16 protein-coding genes are annotated in these 21,131 nt (G+C 66.1%); 9 read left to right on the forward strand and 7 right to left on the reverse strand.

Annotation, left to right across the window (positions count from 1 at the left end):
• The first annotated feature begins 49 nt into the window (after window positions 1–49).
• From AC0IYS_RS24015 to AC0IYS_RS24035, 5 genes are all read left to right on the forward strand, one after another.
• Entirely contained in the window at window positions 50–1,252 is a 1,203-nt protein-coding gene (locus tag AC0IYS_RS24015; protein WP_471707533.1) for an efflux RND transporter periplasmic adaptor subunit, read from the forward strand.
• 12 nt (window positions 1,253–1,264) lie between these two features.
• The gene (locus AC0IYS_RS24020; protein ID WP_471707534.1) at window positions 1,265–4,417 is read left to right on the forward strand and encodes an efflux RND transporter permease subunit; all 3,153 of its coding nucleotides are present in this window, start codon (window positions 1,265–1,267) and stop codon (window positions 4,415–4,417) included.
• A complete protein-coding gene (locus AC0IYS_RS24025) occupies window positions 4,410–5,891 on the forward strand; it encodes an efflux transporter outer membrane subunit (RefSeq protein ID WP_471708929.1) in 1,482 nt (493 codons plus the stop codon). The genes AC0IYS_RS24020 and AC0IYS_RS24025 overlap by 8 nt, the downstream gene beginning before the upstream one ends.
• A 102-nt stretch (window positions 5,892–5,993) precedes the next feature.
• Complete coding sequence (locus AC0IYS_RS24030) at window positions 5,994–7,073, forward strand: patatin-like phospholipase family protein (protein ID WP_471707535.1); 1,080 nt, start codon at window positions 5,994–5,996, stop codon at window positions 7,071–7,073.
• Window positions 7,074–7,223: 150 nt separating this feature from the next.
• Entirely contained in the window at window positions 7,224–8,966 is a 1,743-nt protein-coding gene (locus AC0IYS_RS24035) for a methyl-accepting chemotaxis protein (protein ID WP_471707536.1), read from the forward strand.
• A gap of 54 nt (window positions 8,967–9,020) precedes the next feature.
• Here AC0IYS_RS24035 and hemW read toward each other — a convergent pair whose 3' ends face one another.
• The 6 genes from hemW to AC0IYS_RS24065 all read right to left on the reverse strand — a co-directional run bounded on the left by hemW (window position 9,021) and on the right by AC0IYS_RS24065 (window position 14,880).
• Entirely contained in the window at window positions 9,021–10,289 is a 1,269-nt protein-coding gene (gene hemW, locus AC0IYS_RS24040) for a radical SAM family heme chaperone HemW (RefSeq protein ID WP_471707537.1), read from the reverse strand.
• Complete coding sequence (rdgB, locus tag AC0IYS_RS24045) at window positions 10,286–10,870, reverse strand: RdgB/HAM1 family non-canonical purine NTP pyrophosphatase (protein ID WP_471707538.1); 585 nt, start codon at window positions 10,868–10,870, stop codon at window positions 10,286–10,288. Before rdgB ends, hemW begins: the two co-directional genes overlap by 4 nt.
• An 81-nt stretch (window positions 10,871–10,951) precedes the next feature.
• Entirely contained in the window at window positions 10,952–11,899 is a 948-nt protein-coding gene (locus tag AC0IYS_RS24050; protein WP_471707539.1) for an ABC transporter substrate-binding protein, read from the reverse strand.
• A gap of 162 nt (window positions 11,900–12,061) precedes the next feature.
• Window positions 12,062–12,805 carry a ribonuclease PH gene (rph, locus tag AC0IYS_RS24055; protein ID WP_471707540.1) on the reverse strand — a complete coding sequence of 248 codons (744 nt, stop codon included), beginning with the start codon at window positions 12,803–12,805 and terminating at the stop codon, window positions 12,062–12,064.
• A gap of 27 nt (window positions 12,806–12,832) precedes the next feature.
• Window positions 12,833–13,813: a PP2C family protein-serine/threonine phosphatase gene (locus AC0IYS_RS24060; RefSeq protein ID WP_471707541.1), complete on the reverse strand. Its 981-nt coding sequence runs from the start codon at window positions 13,811–13,813 to the stop codon at window positions 12,833–12,835.
• Window positions 13,814–13,857: 44 nt separating this feature from the next.
• Entirely contained in the window at window positions 13,858–14,880 is a 1,023-nt protein-coding gene (locus AC0IYS_RS24065; RefSeq protein ID WP_471707542.1) for a serine/threonine protein kinase, read from the reverse strand.
• A gap of 89 nt (window positions 14,881–14,969) precedes the next feature.
• Here AC0IYS_RS24065 and AC0IYS_RS24070 point away from each other — a divergent pair, with 89 nt between their 5' ends.
• The gene (locus tag AC0IYS_RS24070; protein ID WP_471707543.1) at window positions 14,970–15,860 is read left to right on the forward strand and encodes a YicC/YloC family endoribonuclease; all 891 of its coding nucleotides are present in this window, start codon (window positions 14,970–14,972) and stop codon (window positions 15,858–15,860) included.
• 281 nt (window positions 15,861–16,141) lie between these two features.
• Here the strand turns inward: AC0IYS_RS24070 and AC0IYS_RS24075 are convergent, their stop codons facing one another.
• The gene (locus AC0IYS_RS24075; protein ID WP_471707544.1) at window positions 16,142–18,292 is read right to left on the reverse strand and encodes a WD40/YVTN/BNR-like repeat-containing protein; all 2,151 of its coding nucleotides are present in this window, start codon (window positions 18,290–18,292) and stop codon (window positions 16,142–16,144) included.
• 284 nt (window positions 18,293–18,576) lie between these two features.
• Here AC0IYS_RS24075 and AC0IYS_RS24080 point away from each other — a divergent pair, with 284 nt between their 5' ends.
• Genes AC0IYS_RS24080 through AC0IYS_RS24090 form a run of 3 tightly spaced genes read left to right on the forward strand, consistent with a single transcriptional unit; the run spans window position 18,577 to window position 21,085 of the window.
• Window positions 18,577–18,894, forward strand: a complete 318-nt coding sequence (locus tag AC0IYS_RS24080) for a hypothetical protein (RefSeq protein WP_471707545.1) — start codon at window positions 18,577–18,579, stop codon at window positions 18,892–18,894.
• Between the two features lie 9 nt (window positions 18,895–18,903).
• On the forward strand, window positions 18,904–19,932 hold the full coding sequence (locus AC0IYS_RS24085; RefSeq protein WP_471707546.1) for a hypothetical protein: 1,029 nt from the start codon (window positions 18,904–18,906) through the stop codon (window positions 19,930–19,932).
• Window positions 19,933–19,942: 10 nt separating this feature from the next.
• On the forward strand, window positions 19,943–21,085 hold the full coding sequence (locus tag AC0IYS_RS24090; protein WP_471707547.1) for a chitosanase: 1,143 nt from the start codon (window positions 19,943–19,945) through the stop codon (window positions 21,083–21,085).
• The last annotated feature ends 46 nt before the right edge of the window (window positions 21,086–21,131 follow it).

A 21,131-nucleotide genomic window follows, 5' to 3' on the forward strand; every position in this document is an offset into this window, starting at 1 on the left:
CCGCTTCGGCTGGCATACGTCCAACACCATTCTTTTCAGAGACCATCCAATGAGATCCGTCCCTCGTTCCACCGTATTCGCCTGCGCCACCCTCACTCTCGCCGCTGCAGGGCTGAGCGCCTGCGGCAAGAAAGACGCCGCGCCCGCCGCCCCGCCGCCGCCGACAGTGGCGGTCGTCACGGTGGCGCCGGCCAGCATCACCTTGACCAGCGAACTGCCGGGCCGCACCGAGGCCTCGCGCATCGCCGAGGTGCGCGCTCGCACCGCCGGCATCGTGCTGAAACGGGTGTTCAAGGAGGGCGGCGACGTCAAGGCGGGCGAGGTGCTGTTCCGCATCGATCCGGCCAGCTTCCAGGCCTCGTTCGACAGCGCGCAGGCCGCCGTCGGCCGCGCCGAGGCCAACCTGGCCCAGGCCGACCTGCGCGTCAAACGCTACACGCCGCTGCTGGCCGCGCAGGCCGTCAGCCAGCAGGAATACGACGACGCCATCACCTCGCAGAAGCAGGCCCGCGCCGACCTGGCCACCGCCAAGGCCGCGCGCACCAATGCCGGCCTGACCCTGGGCTACGCCACCGTCACCGCGCCGATCTCCGGGCGCATCGGCCGCGCACTGGTGACCGAGGGCGCGCTGGTCGGCCAGGGCGAAGCGACGCCGATGGCCACCGTGCAGCAGCTCGATCCGATCTACGTCACCATCACGCAATCGTCGACCGAGCTGCTCAAGCTGCGCCGGGCGCTGGCCGACGGCAAGCTGAAGAGCGCCGGCAAGGACGAAGCACGCGTCTCGCTGGTGACCGAGGACGGCCAAACCTATCCGCAAACGGGCAGGCTGCTGTTCGCCGACGTCTCGGTCGACCAGACCACCGGCTCGGTGTCGATGCGCGCCGAATTCCCGAATCCGAACCGCACCCTGCTGCCGGGCATGTACGTGCGCGCGCGCCTCGAGCAAGGCGTCAACGAGGCCGCCATCACCGTGCCGCAACAGGCCGTGGTGCGCGGCACCGACGGCGCCTCCGTGCTCATCGTCGGCGCCGACAACAAGGTCAGCGCCCAGCCGGTCAAGGCCGACGCCGCGCAAAACGGCAGCTGGGTCATCAGCTCCGGCCTCAAGGGCGGCGAGCGCGTGATCGTCGAGGGCTTCCAGAAGGCCAAGCCCGGCGCCACCGTCACGCCGGCAGCCTGGAAGGGTCCGGTCGGCGCCGCACCTGCCGCCGCCGCTCCCGCAGCCGCCCCGGCCGCCGCCACCAAATAATCGGGAGACCAGATGGCAAAGTTCTTCATCGACCGCCCCGTTTTCGCGTGGGTGATCGCGTTGTTCATCCTGATCGGCGGCGCGCTGTCGATCTCGCTGCTGCCGGTGGCGCAATACCCGACCATCGCGCCGCCGTCGATCGTCATCGACGCCAATTATCCGGGCGCCACCGCCCAGATCCTCGACGACGCCGTCACCAGCGTGATCGAACAGGAAATGAACGGCGCCGACGGCCTGCAATATGTCGAGTCGGTCAGCGACGGCAACGGCGCGGTGTCGATCACCGTCACCTTCCTGCCGGGCACCAACCCCGACCTGGCCTCGGTCGACGTGCAAAACCGCATCAAGCGAGTCGAGTCGCGCCTGCCGCAGGCGGTCACGCAACAGGGCGTCAACGTCAACAAGGCGCGCAGCAACATCCTGATGTTCGTCGGCGCCTCGTCGACCGACGGCAAGATGGACACGGCCGCCATCGGCGACTACCTGGCGCGCAACGTCGTCAATGAAATCAAGCGCCTGCCGGGTGTGGGCCAGGCCCAGCTGTTCGGCACCGAGCGCGCCATGCGCATCTGGGTCGATCCGGCCAAGCTGCTCGGCCTGCGCCTGACAATGGCCGAGGTCACCGCCGCCATCCGCGCCCAGAACGCCCAAGTCACCGCCGGCACCCTGGGCGACCTGCCGTCGCCCGAATCGCAGGCCTACGCCGCGCCCATCGTGGTGCAGGGCCAGATGACGTCGCCGGAGGAATTCGGCAAGATCGTGCTGCGCGCCAACACCAACGGCTCCTTCGTGCGCCTGAGCGACGTGGCCCGCATCGAAATGGCCGGCGCCAACTTCAGCCGCAGCGCCCGCCTCGACGGCAAACCGTTCGTCGCCGTCGCCGTGCAGCAGTCGCTGACCGGCAACGCGCTGGCCACCGCCACCCTGGTGCGCGCCAAGATGGACGAGCTGTCCAAGTTCTTCCCGCCCGGCCTGAAGTACACGGTGCCGTACGACACCTCGACCTTCGTCAAGATCTCGATCGAGGAAGTAGTCAAAACCTTGTTCGAGGCGGTGCTGCTGGTGTTCATCGTCATGTACATCTTCCTGCAGAACCTGCGCTACACCTTGATCCCGACCATCGTCGTGCCAATCGCGCTGATGGGCACCTTCGCCGTCATGCAGCTGGCCGGCTTCTCGATCAACGTGCTCACCATGTTCGGCATGGTGCTGGCGATCGGCATCCTGGTCGACGACGCCATCGTCGTCGTCGAAAACGTCGAGCGCATCATGAGCGAGGAAGGCCTGTCGCCGCGTGACGCCACCCGCAAGGCGATGTCGCAGATCACCGGCGCCATCGTCGGCATCACCCTGGTGCTGATCGCCGTGTTCATCCCGATGGCCTTCTTCGGCGGCGCCGTCGGCGCCATCTACCGCCAGTTCTCGCTGGCGATGGTGTCGGCGATGGTGTTCTCGGCGCTGATGGCGCTGACGCTGACGCCGGCGCTGTGCACCACCATTTTGAAACCGGTCGAAGCGGGCCACCACATCGAGAAGAAAGGCTTCTTCGGCTGGTTCAACCGCAAGTTCGCCGTCACCGCCACCGGTTACCAGGGCATGATCGCCAAGATGCTCACGCGCACCGGCCGCTTCATGATCGTGTTCCTGCTGATCTGCGGCGTGGTCGGCTGGCTGTACGCGCGCCTGCCGTCGTCGTTCCTGCCGAACGAGGACCAGGGCTACATCATCGCCAACGTCCAGCTGCCGCCGGGCGCCTCGCGCAGCCGCACCGAGGCCGTGCTGGCCCAGGTCGAAGACTACCTGCACAAGCAGCCGGCCGTGGCCCGCACCATCGCGGTGGCCGGCTTCAGCTTCTCCGGCGCCGGCCAGAACGTCGGCCTGGTGTTCGTGCCGCTGAAGGACTGGGACGAACGCGGTCCGGACGACGCCGCCGACAAGGTCGCCGCGCGCGCGTTGAAGGCGCTGTCGGGCATCGCCGACGCCGTGGTCTTCCCGCTCAGCCCTCCGCCGATCCGCGAGCTGGGCAACGCCACCGGCATCACCGCGCGCCTGCAGGACCGCGCCGGCGCCGGCCACGCCGGCCTGCTCGACGCCCGCAACCAGCTGTTGGGACTCGCCGCCAAGAGCGAGGTCCTCAAAGGCGTGCGCCCCGAGGGACTGGAAGACGCGCCGCAGCTGCAGATCGACGTCGACCGCGACAAGGCCAACGCGCTGGGCGTGGCCTTCGCCGACATCAACAGCCTGCTGTCGGTGGGCCTGGGCTCGAGCTACGTCAACGACTTCACCAGCAGCGGACGACAACAGCGCGTCATCGTGCAGGCCGACGCGCCGCAGCGGCTGCAACCGGATGATCTGATGCGCCTGAACGTGCGCAGCGCCTCCGGCGGCATGGTGCCGCTGTCGGCTTTCGCCACCACGCGCTGGATCAACGGCCCGGTGCAGCTGGTGCGCTACAACGGCTATCCAGCCATCAAGCTGACCGGCGACGCCGCGCCCGGCCGCAGCACCGGCGAGGCGATGGCCGAACTGGAACGCCTGGCCACGCAACTGCCGCCCGGCTTCAGCATCGAATGGACCGGCCAGTCGCTGGAGGAGAAAACCTCCGGCTCGCAGGCGCCGGCGCTGTTCGCGCTGTCGATGCTGGCGGCCTTCCTGGTGCTGGCCGCGCTCTATGAAAGCGAATCGATTCCGGTCGCGGTGCTGCTGGTGGTGCCGCTGGGGATCCTGGGCGCGCTGCTCGGCGCCCACATCCGCGACCTGCCCAACGACGTGTACTTCAAGGTGGGCCTGATCGCGATTATCGGGCTGTCGGCAAAGAACGCGATCCTGATCATCGAATTCGCCAAGGACCTCCAGGCGCAGGGCATGGGCCTGATCGAGGCGACGCTGGAGGCGGTGCACCTGCGCTTCCGCCCCATCATCATGACCTCGCTCGCCTTCATCCTCGGCGTGCTGCCGCTGGTGATCGCCACCGGCGCCGGCTCGGCCAGCCAGCGCGCCATCGGCACCGGCGTCATGGGCGGCATGATCACGGCGACGGTGCTGGCGGTGTTCCTGGTGCCGGTATTCTTCGTGGTGATCCGCAAAATCTTCAAGGGCAGCGAACGCCAACGCAAGTTGGCCGCTCACGAAATGGACGACAAAAAGCATGAGACTTATGACTAACCCGGCCCGCGCATCCTCTGCCGCCCCGCGCACCACGCTGCTGGCGGCGGCCCTGGTGGGCGCGGCACTGCTGTCGGCCTGCTCGCTGGCGCCGACCTATCAGCGTCCCGACGCACCGGTGGCCGCTACCTTCCCGGCCGACGACGCCGGCAAGGCCGCCAGGACCGGCGCGGCGCCAGCCGCCGCCCCGAATCAGCGCGACGCCGTCGATACCGGCTGGCGCGAGTACTTCAACGAGCCGCGCCTGCAACAGTTGATCGCCGCGGCGCTGGAGAACAACCGCGACCTGCGCACCGCCGCCCTGCGCATCGAAGAAGCGCGCGCGCTGTACAACGTGCAGTCGGCCGACCGCCTGCCCAACCTGAACGCCAGCGTCGGCGCCACGCGCGCCAGGACGCCGGCCACGGTCTCGCCAACCGGCGAGACCGTGATCGGCCGCCGCGTCGACGCCGGCCTGTCGATCTCCTCGTTCGAGCTCGATTTCTTCGGCCGCGTGAAAAGCCTGAACGACGCCGCGCTGGCGGCCTACCTGGCCACCGACGAAGCACGCCAGGCGGCGCAAATCAGCCTGGTCGCGCAGGTGGCGCAGGCCTACTTCACCGAGCGCGCCTACGCCGAACAGTATGCGCTGGCGCAGCAGACCTACGAGGCGCGCGCGCGCACCTACAAGCTCACGCAGCAGCGCGCCGAAGCGGGCGCCTCGTCGCGCCTCGACCTGCGCTCCAACGAAACACTGATGGAGACGGCGCGTGCCGCCGCGCTGACGTTGGCGCGCCAGCGCGCGCAAGCCGAAAACGCCCTGACCTTGCTGGTCGGCCAGCCGTCGGCCGCCGGCGCTGCCGGCACCAACGCCAACGCCATGCCGACCGACGCCCAGATCGACGCGCTCAGCGCCTTGCCGGCCGGCTTGCCGTCCGACCTGCTGGCGCGCCGCCCGGACATCCGCGCCGCCGAGCAGCGGCTCAAATCGGCCAACGCCAACATCGGCGCCGCCCGCGCGGCATTCTTCCCGCGCATCAGCCTGACGGCGGCCATCGGCAGCACCAGCCCCACCCTGGGCGGCTTGTTCGACAGCGGCACCGGCAACTGGTCGTTCGCGCCGCAACTGGTGCTGCCGATCTTCGACGCTGGCCGCAACCGCGCCAACCTGACCTTGAGCGAAGTGCGCAAGAACATCGCGGTGGCCGACTACGAGAAGACCATCCAGACCGCCTTCCGCGAAGTGGCAGACGCGCTGGCCGCGCGCGACTACCTGGGCGAACAGGTGGCGGCGCAGCGCGCGGTGCAGGACGCACAGGCGGACCGCTTGAAGCTGTCGCAGCTGCGCTTCGACAACGGCGTCGCCAGTTCGCTCGACGTGCTGGACGCGCAGCGCGAGTTGTTCAGCGCCCAGCAATCGCTGGTGCAGGCACGCCTGCTGCGCACCACCAGCGCGATCGACCTGTATCGCGCGCTGGGCGGAGGCATAAAATAACACCACCGACCCCGGCACACCGGGGTCGTACCCCAATGGGTACGACCCCATGCGGTTCACGCCGTGCGGGTTAAAAACGCTCCCACCTAACGCATACACCGCATGTCGTCGCCAATTAACATCCGCCTTGGTCAGCGTGCCCGCCAGCGCATCGCCGCTGAGGGCGTCCTGCCCTCCGACATCGCCATCATTCCGGCCGCCGCCGGCGGCCCCAAAGGCCTGATCCTCAACGGCCTCGATCTGTGGCTGTTCGGTTCCTGGCTCAAGACCGCGCCGCGCCCGCGCAAGCTGGTCGGCGCCTCGATCGGCGCGTGGCGCATGGCCGCTTCCGCCTTCGACGACCCGGTGGCCGCGCACAAACGCCTGGCCCACCTGTACGCCCACCAGCGCTATCCGGCCAAGGTCACCGCCTCCTATGTCAGCCAGACCTGCCGCGCGCTGCTCGACGAACTGCTCGACGGCCGCGCCGCCGAGGCGGTCGAGCATCCGCACCACCACGTCAGCGTGCTGACCGCGCGCGGCACCGGATCGCTGGCCCGGGCCAACGGCGTGCGCTGGCGCGAGCTGGCCGGCTTCCTGCTGGCCGCCGCCGGCAACGCCGTTTCGCGCGACCGCCTGGCCGGGGCGATGGAACGCGTGATCTTCCACAACCGCCACGACAACGCGCACTGGCTGCGCGAGCCGTTCGACGCCTTCGCCGGCCACTTCGTCGATCTGTCGCAAGCGAACCTGCGCGACGCGTTGCTGGCTTCCGGCTCGATCCCGCTGGTGCTCGAGGCGGTGACCGCCATCGCCGGCGCGCCCGCCGGCGCCTACTGGGACGGCGGCTTGATCGACTACCACCTGCACCTGCCCTACCAGCGCGACCCCGGCCTGGTGCTCTACCCGCACTTCAGCGACTACATCGTGCCGGGCTGGCTGGACAAGTCGATGCCGTGGCGCCGCGCCGGCGCCGCCGATCCCGCGCTGGACAACGTGATCCTGGTCTCGCCGTCGGCCTCCTTCGTCGCCGCGCTCCCGAACGGCAAACTGCCGGACCGCAAGGACTTCACCGCCTACGGCCAGAACCACGGCGGCCGCATCCGCGACTGGACGCGCGCCATCGCCGAAAGCGAACGCATGGCCGAGGCCTTCGCCCGCTGGTGCGAAAAACCCGACCTGAAGGCAACATTGTCTTTTTAAGCAAGACACATTGTTTCATATTTGCAACAATAATTCATCGACCTTCATTGACCGCATGACCGCCCGCGATGTCGGGTGCATACTTGCAACCATAACTAAGCCGCCGCGGCACGTGCCGTTCTGGCACGCACATAGTCAATGGAGTCCACCATGAATTTCCTCTCGCATACGCGCATCGGAACCCGCCTCGCCGTCGCCTTCGCCACCGTCCTGCTGCTGGCGGTCGTCGCCACCACGGCCGGCCTGGTCAACGCCCGCAGCAATGCCGCCGCCACCAGACAGATGATGGAACAGCCGCTGGCCAAGGAACGCCTGGTGTCCGACTGGTACGTGCTGATCTACTCCGCCGTTGCCCGCACCGAGCTGATCGCGCGCAGCAAGGACGACACCTTGCCGGTGGTGTTTGCCGACACCATCGCCGCCAGCACCAAGCGCGGCAGCGAACTGATCGGCAAGATCAAGGAACTGCTGGCCACCGACGAGGAGCGCAAGCTGTACGATGCCACCATCACGCTGCGCGCCGCCTATCAGAAGGCCAAGAACGACGTCGGCGACATCCGTAAAACGGGCGACGACGCCGCCGCGGAAGCGGCCTACCGCGACAAGTTCCTGCCGGCCGCCGAGGCGTACAAGAACAAGGTCAACGAGCTGCTGGCCCACCAGCGCAAGGCCATCGACGATACCGCGCACGCGATCGACGACGCCAATGACCGCAGCAACACGCTGCTGCTCATCCTGACGGTGCTGATGGTCGCCATCGGCTCGCTGGCGGCGTGGATCATCTCGCGCTCGATCACCGCGCCGCTCAAGTCGGCGATCGACATCGCCGCGACGGTCGCCAACGGCGACCTGACCACGCGCTTCGACGGCCCCACCTCGCGCTCGGAAATCGGCGAGCTGATGACGGCACTGAAAGGCATGAACGACTCGCTGCGCAACGTCGTCAGCCAGGTGCAGGTCGGCACCAAGACCATCGCCACCGCGTCCAACGAAATCGCCGCCGGCAATATGGACCTGTCGCAGCGCACCGAGGAACAAGCCAGCTCGCTGGAGGAAACCGCGTCGTCGATGGAGGAACTGACATCGACCGTACGCCAGAACGCCGAGAACGCCCGACAGGCCAACCAGCTGGCGCACGCCGCCTCCGACGTGGCAGAACGTGGCGGCTCGATCGTCGGCCAGGTGGTCAACACCATGGGCACGATCAACGACTCGTCGCGCAAGATCTTCGACATCATCAGCGTCATCGACGGCATCGCCTTCCAGACCAATATCCTGGCGCTGAACGCGGCGGTGGAAGCGGCGCGCGCCGGCGAACAGGGACGCGGCTTCGCGGTGGTGGCCTCGGAGGTGCGCAATCTGGCGCAGCGCTCGGCGGCGGCGGCCAAGGAGATCAAGGAATTGATCGGCAATTCGGTCGAGCAGGTCGACATCGGCTCGAAGCTGGTGCAGCAGGCCGGCAGCACGATGAACGAAGTGGTCGACAGCGTGCGGCGTGTCACGGACATCATGGGCGAGATCACCTCGGCCAGCAGCGAGCAAAGCATCGGCATCGATCAAGTCAACACCGCGATCACGCAGATGGACCAGGTCACGCAGCAAAACGCCGCGCTGGTCGAGGAAGCCGCTGCGGCGGCGGCCAGCATGCAGGAACAGGCCGAGCGCCTGGCCGACGTGGCGTCGTCGTTCAAGCTCGATGACGGTGGGGCGCGTCAGTCGCTGGCGCCGCCGCCGGGCGCGCGCAAGATCGCCACGCCGGTGCATTCTGCGCCAGCCCGTCCGGCGCCAGCGGCCCCGAAAAAGCCGGCCGTGCGTCTGGCGACGTCCAGCGCCAGCAGCACCACCCGCAAACCGGCAACCGTCGGCAACGATAAGGATTGGGAAGAGTTTTGACCCCAAGCCACGGCTGGGGTCTGACCCCACGGGGTCAGACCCCGAACTTCCGGGTCAGCTGGTCAAGAACATCTGCTGCAAATCGTTGAGGAAACGCTGGCCCAACTCCGTGGGCCGGATGACCTTGTAATCCCGGTACAGCAAGCCTTTGGCCTCGGCCGCGTTGAGGCTCTTCTCGATCGCGTTCAAACTCAAACCGGTGCGCTCGCTGAACAGGTTCGGATCGAAGCCGCCGTGCAGGCGCAAGGTGTTGAGCATGAACTCGAAGCCCATGTCCTCGCGGGCGATCTCGACCTCCTCCTGCACCGGCGTACCCAGCCTGACCTGCTCCATATAGGCTTTCGGCTGCTTGTAGCGCGCCTGCCGCAGTATGCGATGCGGGAACGATATCTTCGAATGCGCCCCGGCGCCGATGCCCAGATAATCGCCAAACTCCCAGTAATTCAGATTGTGGCGCGCGCGGTGGCCTTCCTTGGCGTACGCCGACACCTCGTACTGCTGGTAGCCGTTGGCGGCGGTGAGTTCGGCGATCATGTCCTGCATGTCGGCGCTGGCGTCGTCGTCGGGCAGCGACGGCGGATACTTGGCGAACAGCGTATTCGGCTCCATCGTCAGGTGGTACAGCGACAGGTGCGGCGGCTTGAAAGCCATCGCCGTCTCCACATCCAGCCTGGCCTCCTCCAGCGTCTGCGACGGCAGCGCGTACATCAAATCCAGATTGAAGTTGTCGAAGTTGGCCAGCGCGATATCGACCGCGCGCCGCGCCTCGTTGTCGTCATGGATGCGGCCCAGCGCCTTCAAATGGCGGGCGTTGAAGCTCTGGATGCCGATCGACAGCCGGTTGACGCCACTGGCGCGGTAGGACTTGAACTTCTCCGCCTCGAAGGTGCCGGGGTTGGCCTCCATCGTGATCTCGACATCGCTGTCGAGCGGCAGCAGGGTGCGCACGTCCGACAGCAGGCGGTCCAGGCCCGCCGCCGACATCAGGCTGGGCGTGCCGCCGCCGATGAAGATCGTATAGATCTTGCGGCCCCAGATCAGCGGCAGCGCCATTTCCAGGTCGGCGCGCATGGCGTCCAGGTATTCCTGCTCCGGGAAGGCGCCGCCCTCCTTGGCCTCGTGCGAGTTGAAGTCGCAATACGGGCACTTTTTCACGCACCACGGAAAGTGAATGTACAGCGACAGCGGCGGCAGCGCCGACAGGTTCAGCGCGCCGCTTTGCAGGTACTTGAGCGCGACGCCGGCGGCGTCGCCCAGGTCGGCGCTGGGGGCCACCGGTGAAGCCGGCTTGCCGCCGGCGCCGACGATTTTGATCGGGATCATTTCAGTTTCTCTACCAGCGCGCGCAGGGCCTGGCCGCGATGCGACAGGGCGTTCTTCTCATCGGCGGTCAGCTCGGCCGCGCACTTGCCCAGAGCCGGGATGAAGAAGTAAGGATCGTAGCCGAAGCCGCCATTGCCGCGCGGCGTGGCGATCATCTCGCCGTTCCAGCGGCCGTCGGCGATGACCGGCTGCGGATCGTCCGCATGGCGCACGAACACCAGCACGCAATAGTAGTAGGCCGATTTGTCGGCGTGCGCGGCCAGGTCGGCGATCATCTTCTCGTTGTTGCGGGCGTCCGACTTCGGCTCGCCGGCGAAGCGCGCCGAGTACACGCCGGGCGCGCCGCCCAGGGCGTTGACGCACACGCCGGAATCGTCGGCCAAGGCCGGCAAGCCGGTCAGGCGCGACGCGTGGCGCGCCTTTTGCAGTGCATTTTCGACAAACGTGTGAAAAGGTTCATCCGCTTCGGGCACGCCGAATTCGCCCTGCGCGTGGACGGAAAAGCCCACGGTGGACAGCAGTTCGTTGAATTCCTTGAGTTTGCCGGCGTTGTTGGAGGCGAGGATCAGGCGTTGGGTCATGGTATGGGCTGCGATCGAGTCATGCGGAGAAGGCGACATTGTAAACCTTTTGCATGGCGCCCACCCGCCGGCGATATGCCGCTAGGGCACCAGCAATGACTGGATCTCGGGCCGCAGATGGTTTTCCAGGGTGACCATCACCGCCTCGGTTACGATATCGCGCCCTTTGACGGGGGCGCCCCTGGCTGCGGCGATGGCCGCCTTCATGCCCTGATAGCCCATCTGACGCGCGTTTTGCAGCACCAGGCCGTGGATTTCCTGCTTTTTCAAGCCGTCGAGCAGGAAATCGCTGGTGTCGAAGCCGATGAGCTTCTTCTTGCCGGCCTCCCCGGTCTGGCGCAGCGCGCGCAGCATGCCGTCGCTGGCCGACTCGTTGACCGCGAAGATGCCGTCGATCTGCTTGTGCTTTGTCAGCGCCGCCAGTCCGGCGCGGGCGATCTTGCCGCGCGTGCCGCCGCCGTATTCGTCGATGACGGTGATGTGCGGCGCGTGCCTGGCGAGATAGTTGACGAAGCCGTTGGCGCGGTCCTCGGTCGATGCGCTGCCCGGGATGGTGCGCATCACCAGCACGGCGCCATGCCCGTTCAGCAGCGACGACAGGCGCTCGGCGGCGAGCCGGCCGGCGGCGTGGTTGTCGGTGCCGACGAAGTTGGTGTGCCAGTTGCCGCCCAGCGCGGAATCGACGACGACGATCTTCACGCCCATCTCCGCCGCCTTGCGCACCGGCTCCATCAGGCGCACGCGGTCGGTCGGCACGATGATGACGGCGTCGACGTCGGACCGGGAGTACAGGCGCAGGATATCGATCTGCGAATCGATATCGTCGTTGTAGGCCGGGCCGCGCCAGGTCAGCTTGACGCCGCCCTCCTCGCGCACCGCCCTGTCGACGCCCTGGCGCATGAAGGTCCAGAAATCCTGGTCGCGCGACTTGGGGATGAAGACGATATTGAGGTCTTTGGACAAGGCCGCGAACGGCCAGCCCGCAAGAAAGAAAGCCCACAACAGCAGCACTAACGGCCACTTTTTCATGAATGTCTCCTCCACCAAGGCGGTCGCCATGCAACGGAACCACGTAGGGCGGATTAGGCGGAACGCCGTAATCCGCCAATCCATGAGCCGTCAGCGGCGCATGCATGGCGGATTACGCTTCGCTAATCCGCCCTACGTGGATTTGTGGCGACCCGGCGTCCGTTAAGCGACGCCCAGCACCTGCTTTTGCAACTTGATCAAATCGGCGATGCCGCCCTGCGCCAGATCGAGCAGGCGATTCATGCCGGCGCGGTCGAACGCCGCGCCTTCGGCCGTACCCTGCACCTCGATGAAGTGGCCGGCGTCGTTCATCACCACATTCATATCGGTATCGCAGCCCGAATCCTCGACATAATCGAGGTCCAGCACCGGCACGCCCTGGTACACGCCGACCGAGATCGCCGCCACAAAACCCTTCAGCGGAATGGCCGGCACCGCGCCGCGCGCGACCAGCTTGGAAAACGCGTCATGCGCGGCGACCATGGCGCCGGTGATCGACGCGGTGCGGGTGCCGCCATCGGCCTGGATCACGTCGCAATCGAGGTGCAAGGTGCGTTCGCCGAAGGCCTGCAGATCGAAGGCGGCGCGCAGCGAACGGCCGATCAGGCGCTGGATCTCCTGCGTGCGGCCGGACTGCTTGCCGCGCGCGGCCTCGCGGTCCATGCGCGTATGGGTCGAACGCGGCAGCATGCCGTATTCGGCCGTCATCCAGCCCTGGCCCTTGCCCTTCAGGAAGCCGGGCACCTTGTCCTCGATGCTGGCGGTGCAAATGACCTTGGTGTCGCCGCATTCGATCAGCACCGAGCCTTCGGCGTGCTTGGTGTAGTCGCGGGTCAGGCGCAGGGCGCGCAAGGCGTCGACCGGGCGGCCGCTGGGACGGGCGAAGGTGGGTGTTGCTAAGGTCATACGGTGTCCTTGTAAATTGTGTGGGAATTATTTGAGGATCTGGGAGGATTTTTCGATCGCGCCGCGTATCTCGGCGATGGCTTTTTCAATGTCATCGTCATCGAAGGCGGCATCCATATCCGCGACCGGCGGTTCCGCCGGCGCCTGGACCGGCCCGCCCTGGATGGTGGTGCTGTGCAGGTCCTGCGGCAGGGCTTCCGTCGAGATCTCGGTCGAGATCACCGTCGGCATCCCGGCCGCCGTCATCGCGCCCATGTCGCCGGCGACCGAACCGCCCTGCCACATGATGGCCAGCGCGGTGACGTTGTCGCTGCCATCGCCGGCGGCGTCGAGCGCCGCCCGCAGCAGATCCGGCACCGCCCGCACCACCGTATGCGCATGCATGCGGCGCGCCATTTCATCGTCCGGCAGCATAGACCACAAACCGTCGGAGCACAACAGCATCTGGTCGCCCGGCAGCAGGCCGCCGCCGCTGGACACCTCCACCTTCGGCAGGCTGTCGGCGCCGAGGCAGTTATACAGCTTGTTGCGGTCCGGGTGGGTGGCGCGCCCCGACGCCGGCACCAGCCCCTTGGCGATCAGGCTTTCGATATGCGAGTGGTCGCGCGTGCGCGCCAGGATGCACCCTGCGCGCAGCCAGTACAGGCGCGAGTCGCCGCAGTGCGCCCAGGTCGCCGTGTTGTGCTGGATCAGGCAGGCGACGATGGTGGTGCGCGGCGTCTCCGGCATGGCATGGGCCCTGCGATAGTCGTGGATGTCGTGGTGCGCCGCCATGAAGGCCTCCTCGAGGAAGCGCTGCGGTTTTTTGACGTAGGGTTTGGCCTGCTGCTGGAACATGGCGGATATGGTTTGCAGCGCGACGGCGGCGGCGATCTCGCCGCGCAGGTGGCCGCCCATGCCGTCGGCCAGCACCAGCAGCAAGGCGTCGCGCGTAAAGCTGTAGCCCATGCGGTCCTGGTTGACCTTGCGGCCGCCGATGTGGCTTTCCTGATACACGGAGAATTGCATTGTTTGCCTGTCGCCTTGTTTAACGCATTCGGTGCCCGGTCGGCTCAGACCAGCGTATCCGGTCCGGCCTTCGCCTTCGGTCCGTCCGCGCCGCCCAGCCGTCCCACCAGGCCGCGCAGGCCGCCGCCCAACTTTTCGATGATACCCCGCCGCGCCTGCGCCGATGGCGGCGGCTCTGGCGCCGGCGCCGCCGCCTGCAGCACTTTCTGCAGCGCGAACAGGCTTTGCGGCCGCTCCAGCGGATCGACCATCAGGCACCATTGCACCAGCCGCACCAGCTCCGGGGTGTAAGCGCCGGCGAGCTTTTCAAAGTGTGCGGCCATTTTATCGTCGGTCTTGCGCTGGTCGGCCGGCTGCGGCGGCGAGCCGACCATGCACGCGAACATCGACGCGCCGATGCTGTAGACGTCCGACCACGGCCCCAGGCCGCCGGTTTTGGCGTACAGCTCCGGCGGCGCGAAGCCCGGCGTGTACATCGGCGCCAGGGTCGGCATGTCGTTGTTGACGGTCTGGCGCGCCGCGCCGAAGTCTAACAGCATCGGCGTGCCGTCGGTGCGCAGGTAGATATTGGCCGGTTTCAGGTCCAGGTGCAGCAGCTTGTTGGCGTGGACCTCGCGCAGGCCCTTGAGCACCTGAATAAAGATGGTTCGGATGAACGCCTCGCCCACTTTGCCGCCCTTGGCGCGCTGGCCCTGGATATGTTCCTGCAGCGAATGGCCCGATTCGTAGGCCATGACCATGTAGACGGTATCGTGGGCGCGGAAGAAATTGAGCACGCTGACGACGTTGGGATGGGAGATGCGGGCCAGCGCCCGGCCCTCCTCGAAGAAGCATTTCAGGCCGATCCGGAACACCGGCAGGTTGGTGCGCGGAACGGCCGGCGCCAGCTCGCCGTCCCGGCGCAGCGCAAGCGAACTGGGCAAATACTCCTTGATGGCGACGGCCACCCCGTCGGGGTCGTACGCGAGGTAAACAATACTGAACCCGCCGGACGCAATTTTCTTTACAATGCGATATCCAGCAATTTCCAGACCATCTGGTAACGGGGCGTTGTTTTGTGCAGCCATAGGATTCCTCGCCTCAACACACCGGATTGTGTGGATAAATCACTGTTTTGTAAAGATTAAATCGGGGACATCCATTGAGCATTTCCAGCATGACGGGCTACGCAGTCGCCACCAGTGAAAGCGCGGCGGGCACACTGACGATCGAAATCAAGAGCGTCAACTCGCGCTTTCTCGACCTTCAGTTTCGAATAAACGACGATTTGCGCGCGCTCGAACCCGATTTGCGCTCGGCGATCATGGCCGCCATCACGCGCGGCAAGGTCGAGCTGCGGCTCAGTTTCGGCCGCAAGGCGGCCACGGCCGGCACACAGGCGCTCAACCTGCCCCTATTGACTGAATTGCAACGATTGCAACAGGAAGTCGGCGCGCACTTCCCCGCCGCGCCGACCATGTCCGTGGCCGAACTGCTGCGCTGGCCCGGCGTCATCGAGGAAGCCCAGATCGGCCAGGAGTCGCTGCAGGCCGACGTCGCCGCGCTGACCGCGCGCACGGTCGAAGCCTTCGTCATCAGCCGCCAGCGCGAAGGCGCCGCGCTCGAAGCGATGCTGACCTCGCGCATCGAGGCGATGGAAGTGATCGTCAAGCGCATCACCCCGCTCATTCCGCAGGTGGTCGCCGCCTTCCAGCAAAAGGCCGTCGAGCGCATGCAGGATGCGCTGGGCCTGGCTTGCCAGGGCTCGAATTCGGCGCTGTCGCGCCAGGACGCGCTCGAGCGCATCCGCCAGGAAGTGATCCTGTACGGCATCCGCATCGACGTCGCCGAGGAGCTGGGCAGGCTGTCGGCGCACCTGACCGAGACCCGCCACATCCTGAAAAAGGGCGGCCAGGTGGGCAAGCGCCTCGACTTCATGATGCAGGAGCTCAACCGCGAAGCGAACACGCTGGGCGCCAAGGCCTCGGTGAAGGAACTGGCCGACGCCTCGATGGAGCTCAAACTGCTCATCGAGCAGATGCGCGAACAGGTGCAAAACCTGGAGTAACGCCGGCATCAAACCAGGGGAGCTTCGGCTCCCTTTCTTTTTTGACGTTCTCCCATACATCCGCCCAATTGAGAGACTCGCTTGCGGCACCGTGCCGGCTGAAGTAATTTTCCCGTACTTGCCAGTACGAGGTGCTGCCATGACTATCACAACTCAACGAACTTCTGCATGGTGAGTTTGTTTGCTTCCGCGGTCATGGCAATGCTCCTTTATCGGCGTTACTGGTGGGGCCTGGTCTAACGGGCTGTTCGACCAGGCCGGTCCCGCTTGCCGCGCCGGGCTTATGGCCGGCCCACCACGATCCCCCTGCCCGCCGTGCTCATGTAGACCACACCGAAGGTATTCATGTCGCCGACGACGAACTTGCCATTGCCCGGCCCGCCATACTGATGGGCGTTGTCGTTGATCCGCGCCCAGCTCTGGCCGGTGTCGGTCGAACGGAACAAGCCGCGCACGCCGCCCACCGTCCCCCAGATGAACACGGTCGGATAGCTGGCGCCCGCCGCCGCCTTGCCGAAGCCGACCGCGGCGCAATAACTGACATTGGCGAAGGTGGTGAACTGCCAGCCGGAGCTGGTGGTGCGCGCCAGGCCGCCACCGTAGAGCGGCACCCAGATGTCGCCCTCGCGGCCGGGCGCGGCGCGGATCACGTCGCTGCCGCCGGTGGCCAGCGTGTTGTACTTCCAGAACGACGCGCCGCCATCGGTGCTGATCATGAAGGCGCCGTCGGCCGGGTTATGCACGTAAAACTTATTGTTGTTGACCGGATCGGCCACCGGCCGCGCGTTGCTCACACCAAGTCCGCCGATGGCCGTCCAGTTCGTGCCAAGGTTGGTCGACCGGTAGCTGGTGGCCGAGTTCTCCGGGCTGTGCAGCAGCACGCCGCCACTGGCCGACAGCGCCACCTGGCCCTTGGTGCCGTTGATGGTCGCCTGCGTCCAGTTGGTGCCGCCATTGGCCGACCGGTACATCGCGTTGCCGACACGAACACCCGTGCCGGTGTTGGCGTCCGCCACCGCCAGGCCGGTGGTCGTGCCCATCGTCGGCGTGTACATCGGGTTGGTGTAGGTCTGGGTATTGTAGTGCTGGAAGCCGTCAACGTCGCCCAGCGCCGACAGCAGCGGGCCGCCGGCGATGCTGTTGATGTTCAGCGGCACCGTCTCCTCCAGGCCCTTGGTGTTGAAGGTCCAGGTGGTCGTGGTGGCGTCGATGTCGCTGGTCTTGAAGATGCCGTTGCCCGACGTGACCCACGCGCTCTTGGTGTTGAACGGATCGAATGCCACCGTGCCGGCCCAGTGGATGGACGCACCGGCGATCCAGTTGATGCCGCCGGTGTCCTTGGCGAAGCCGCGCGCGACGACGTCGGTCCAGGCGGCGCCGCCGTTGGTCGAGATATACACCCGGTCGCCCCAGCTGTTGCCCTGCTGGGCGTACTGGTTGACCGACGAGGCGATCAAGCGCTGGGCATTGTTCGGATCGACGCTGATGCCGCTGAACGCGACCGTCACGCCGGCCGGCGTGACGTTGGTCCAGGCGCCGTTGGCGATCGTGTATTTCCAGATCTGGCCGCTGTTCATCGGCTCCGTGCCGGACTGGTTGCCGTGCGGGCCGGCGCCGTTGGCGTAGGCGATGTACAGGTTGCCGGCGCCGTCGAAGGCGGCGCGCTGCGGCATCAGGTTGGCCGGGCCGCCGGAGACGGCGCTGAACGAGCCGCCGGCGTTGTCGCTGCGATAGAGATTAGCGCCGGCCGAAGCATAGCGCGACACGCCGACGAACAGGCGCTGGGCCACGCCGCCGGAGACGCTGGCCGGATCGGCCATGACCACGCTGATGCCGTTCTCGTTGGCCGTGGTGGTCACGTTGAGCGAATTTACCTTGGCCCACGCCGCGCCGGCGTTGGTGCTCTTGAACAGGCCGTTGGCGCGCGTGCCCAGGTACAGCACGTTGCTCGACCCCGGATCGACCACCATGCGCTCGCCGTTCTGGCGCCCCATGCCGTTGCCGTGGGCCTTGAACTGGGCGGTCACGTCGGTGGTCGAGAAGGTGGCGCCGTAGTCGGTCGAGCGCAGCACGGCGCTCTTGCCGCCGTTGAAGTAGCTGATGCCGACGTACAAATAGACGTTGGCCGCGTTCTTGGGATCGACCGCCAGCGATTCGACGCCGAGGTAGCCGGTCTGGTCGTCCGCCACCCAGTCGAGCATCGACACCCAGCGCGCGGCCGCATTGTCCCAGCGGAAGGCGCCGCCGACGTCGGTGCGCGCGTACACCACGCCCTGGGCCTTGCTGGGAATGACGGCCGAGACGAATCCGCCGCCGCCCATGGCCACCGTGTCCCAGGTGTAGGCGGCAGCCGGCTGCTGGGCCGCCACGACCATCGCGCCGACGGCCACCAGGGGCCGGGCCGCGACGAGCACTGCGTTGATCCATTTCATGTCAATTGTCTCCTTATGAATTGTTATGTAAAGCGAATACCTAACAAACATATACCAAACGATTCAGAAGACTAGACCAGAGCGTGCCGTGCACGAAAAATCATTCCGCCGTTTGAGAATTTTAATAATTGACCGAAACGACGCCGGCGAGCGCGGCGTATAGCAGCGCCACCTGCTGCGCAAGCCGAGGCCGGACGTGTTGCTTTTTTGTCGAAACGACAATTTATGTATATTTTTTCATCTTTTTAAAGCAGAATTCACGAGTTATGTAGGACAAATCTTACATGGAATCTCAAATGATCCGATGCCGCTCCCTTTTGCCAGTCCTGGCCGGCTCCCTGATGCTTGGCGGCTGCGCCCATTCCTGGATCGACACCAGCGGCAACCGTCGCGTGATCGGCTGGGTCGATCTGACGCTGCCGCCGCCGACAACGGTTGGGGGCGCCGATTGGACGCGTGTGCGCACCATAGGCCTGGCGTTGAGCCGCAGCGAGGGCGGTGCCGAAATCACCGTCGGCTACAGCGACAACACGTTGGCCATCATCCGTGACAACAGTTGCGTCGCCATTCATCCACTGATGTTCCCGCCAACCACGCCATGAGGAGCAAGCATGACCAACCGCCGAATCGCCGAGTACACCCGACTGGCCTGTGGCATCGGTCTGATCGCGATGCTGAGCGCCTGTGCCAGCCGCGCCGACAATGTCATCTTCGTGACCAAGACGTCGCTGGGTATCGACATCGAGCCTGGCACCGGCAGCGCCGCAATCGCCTACGACCGGCTGGAGGGTTACTCGGCGCCGCGCTATGACGACAAGGCACCGCCACCGGTGGTGGGCAGCTTCGAATATGGCGGCAACCGGTTGACAAGCCCGAGCGTCCGGCAGGTCTACGCCACGGGCAAGGCCGCCTTGCTGGTGAGCGCACCCGCAGCCTCCGCACAACCCATGCTTCAAGCGGCGCCGGTGGCCGCCGCGCAGCCGCTCTTCGCGGCGCCATCCACACCAGCGCCGTCCACGCCCGCAAAGCAAGCTTTGGGCGATGCACCCGCGTCCATGGACACGCCCGCCAAGGTGATGTTCTTCGGCACCGGCACGGTTATCGGCATCAAGCTGGGAATGAGCACCAACGGCTTGGACGGTTTCACCTTCGGCTTCAAACGCAAGGAAATGTCACTCATCCCCGTTAAGAGAAACGGGACGCAATTGCCATCGGTGCTCGCCTCGGTCGAAGCTGGCACGGTGGCCGAGGCCAGAAATGCCCAGACCGACATACGCCAATTTTTCGCCACTGGCGAGGCAGCCGAGAACCTGGCGCAAAACTTGACCATCAAGGCGGCCTTCGACGACAAGGCGAAGGAGATGTTACGCGAACAAGGCGACGCGGCTTTGGTGAGCCTGAGCTGTGTGATGCGGGTGGACGAGGCGAAGCTGTCACGGGTATGGGACAACCTGGAAGCCCACACGCTGGTGGATCTGACGGAACCGTCCGGACGGCGCAAAACGCTGCTGGCCGCGACGGCGCAAGAACAGCGCATCGCGTACGCGCAGGCGCTGCAATTCATCGATCACAACGTCGAAAAGAATACCGCGCGCTTGCGGGAACATCGGGCCTATGTCTGCGGCTTGGCTCAACACTAAGGGGTAACATATGGTCATAACACAATCGATAGACTGTCAGCGCTGCGAGCATTTCGCGGTGGTGATGAGCGAGCAAGGTTACGAGGTGCTCGGCTGCGCGCCACTGCCGGGGCGGCCGCAAACATGCAGCTTCAGTTATGAGGACACACACCTGCCCAGCGCTGCCGTCAGGGCGCTGCGGGACGCCCCCTTGGCGCTGACCGACCTACCGGCCGCCGGCATCGGACCGACACAAAAAAGCACCGCGCAGGCGATCGTCAACATCTTTGAAACCGGCAGCGTGTTGGGCGATTATAGCCAGATCACGCTGCTGGCCAACGACAGCGGCCACCTGACCTTCGGCCGCAGTCAAACCACGCTCGGCTCGGGCAACCTGGCCACGCTGGTCGACCGCTACTGCCAGGTGCCGGGCGCCTCCATGGAGCGGCGGCTGCGTCCATACCTGTCCAGACTACGCGCGATCGATCTCGACCTCGACCACGACAACACCCTCAAGAACGTGCTGCGCGCCAGCGCCGACGATCATCTGATGCGCGAGGCGCAGGACCAGTTCTTCGACAAGGTCTACTGGGAACCGGCGGCGGACATGGCCACGGCCGCTGGCATCACCACGCCCCTCGGCGTGGCCGTGGTGTACGATAGCGTGGTACACGGATCATGGGACCGACTTCGCGAGCGCACCACGAGCAAGTTCGGCGCGCTGGAGCTGATTGGCGAAAAAAAATGGATCACGAGCTACGTTGCCACCCGCCTCGACTGGTTGATCAATCACATCAACCCCGTGCTGCACGCCACGCGCTACCGCATGGACGCCTTCCAGGCGCTGATCGCTCAGAAGCGCTGGGGATTGGAACTGCCGCTGGTGGTACGCGGCCAGGAAATCTCGACGGCGACATTAAGTGGCCTGCCCACGCAGTGCTACGACGGCCCGCCGCTGGGCAGCAGGCCGCTGGCGTTGTCGTCGCCGCTCAGCCGGGGGGCGGACGTGCGCCTGCTGCAGCTGAGCCTGTCCGACCAAGGTATGGAGATAAGCGCCGACGGCATCTATGGCAACGGCACCGCGCAGCAACTGCGCGCCTACCAGGCCAAACAGGGCATGGCGGCCACCGGCATCGCCGATATCGCGCTTCTGGCCTCCATCGCAGCCGTTTAACGAAACGAAAGCTGGCGGGACGGCGCACCGCGCGCCCCCGCCATTG

It is taken from the genome of Duganella sp. AC237 (genome assembly GCF_979254035.1).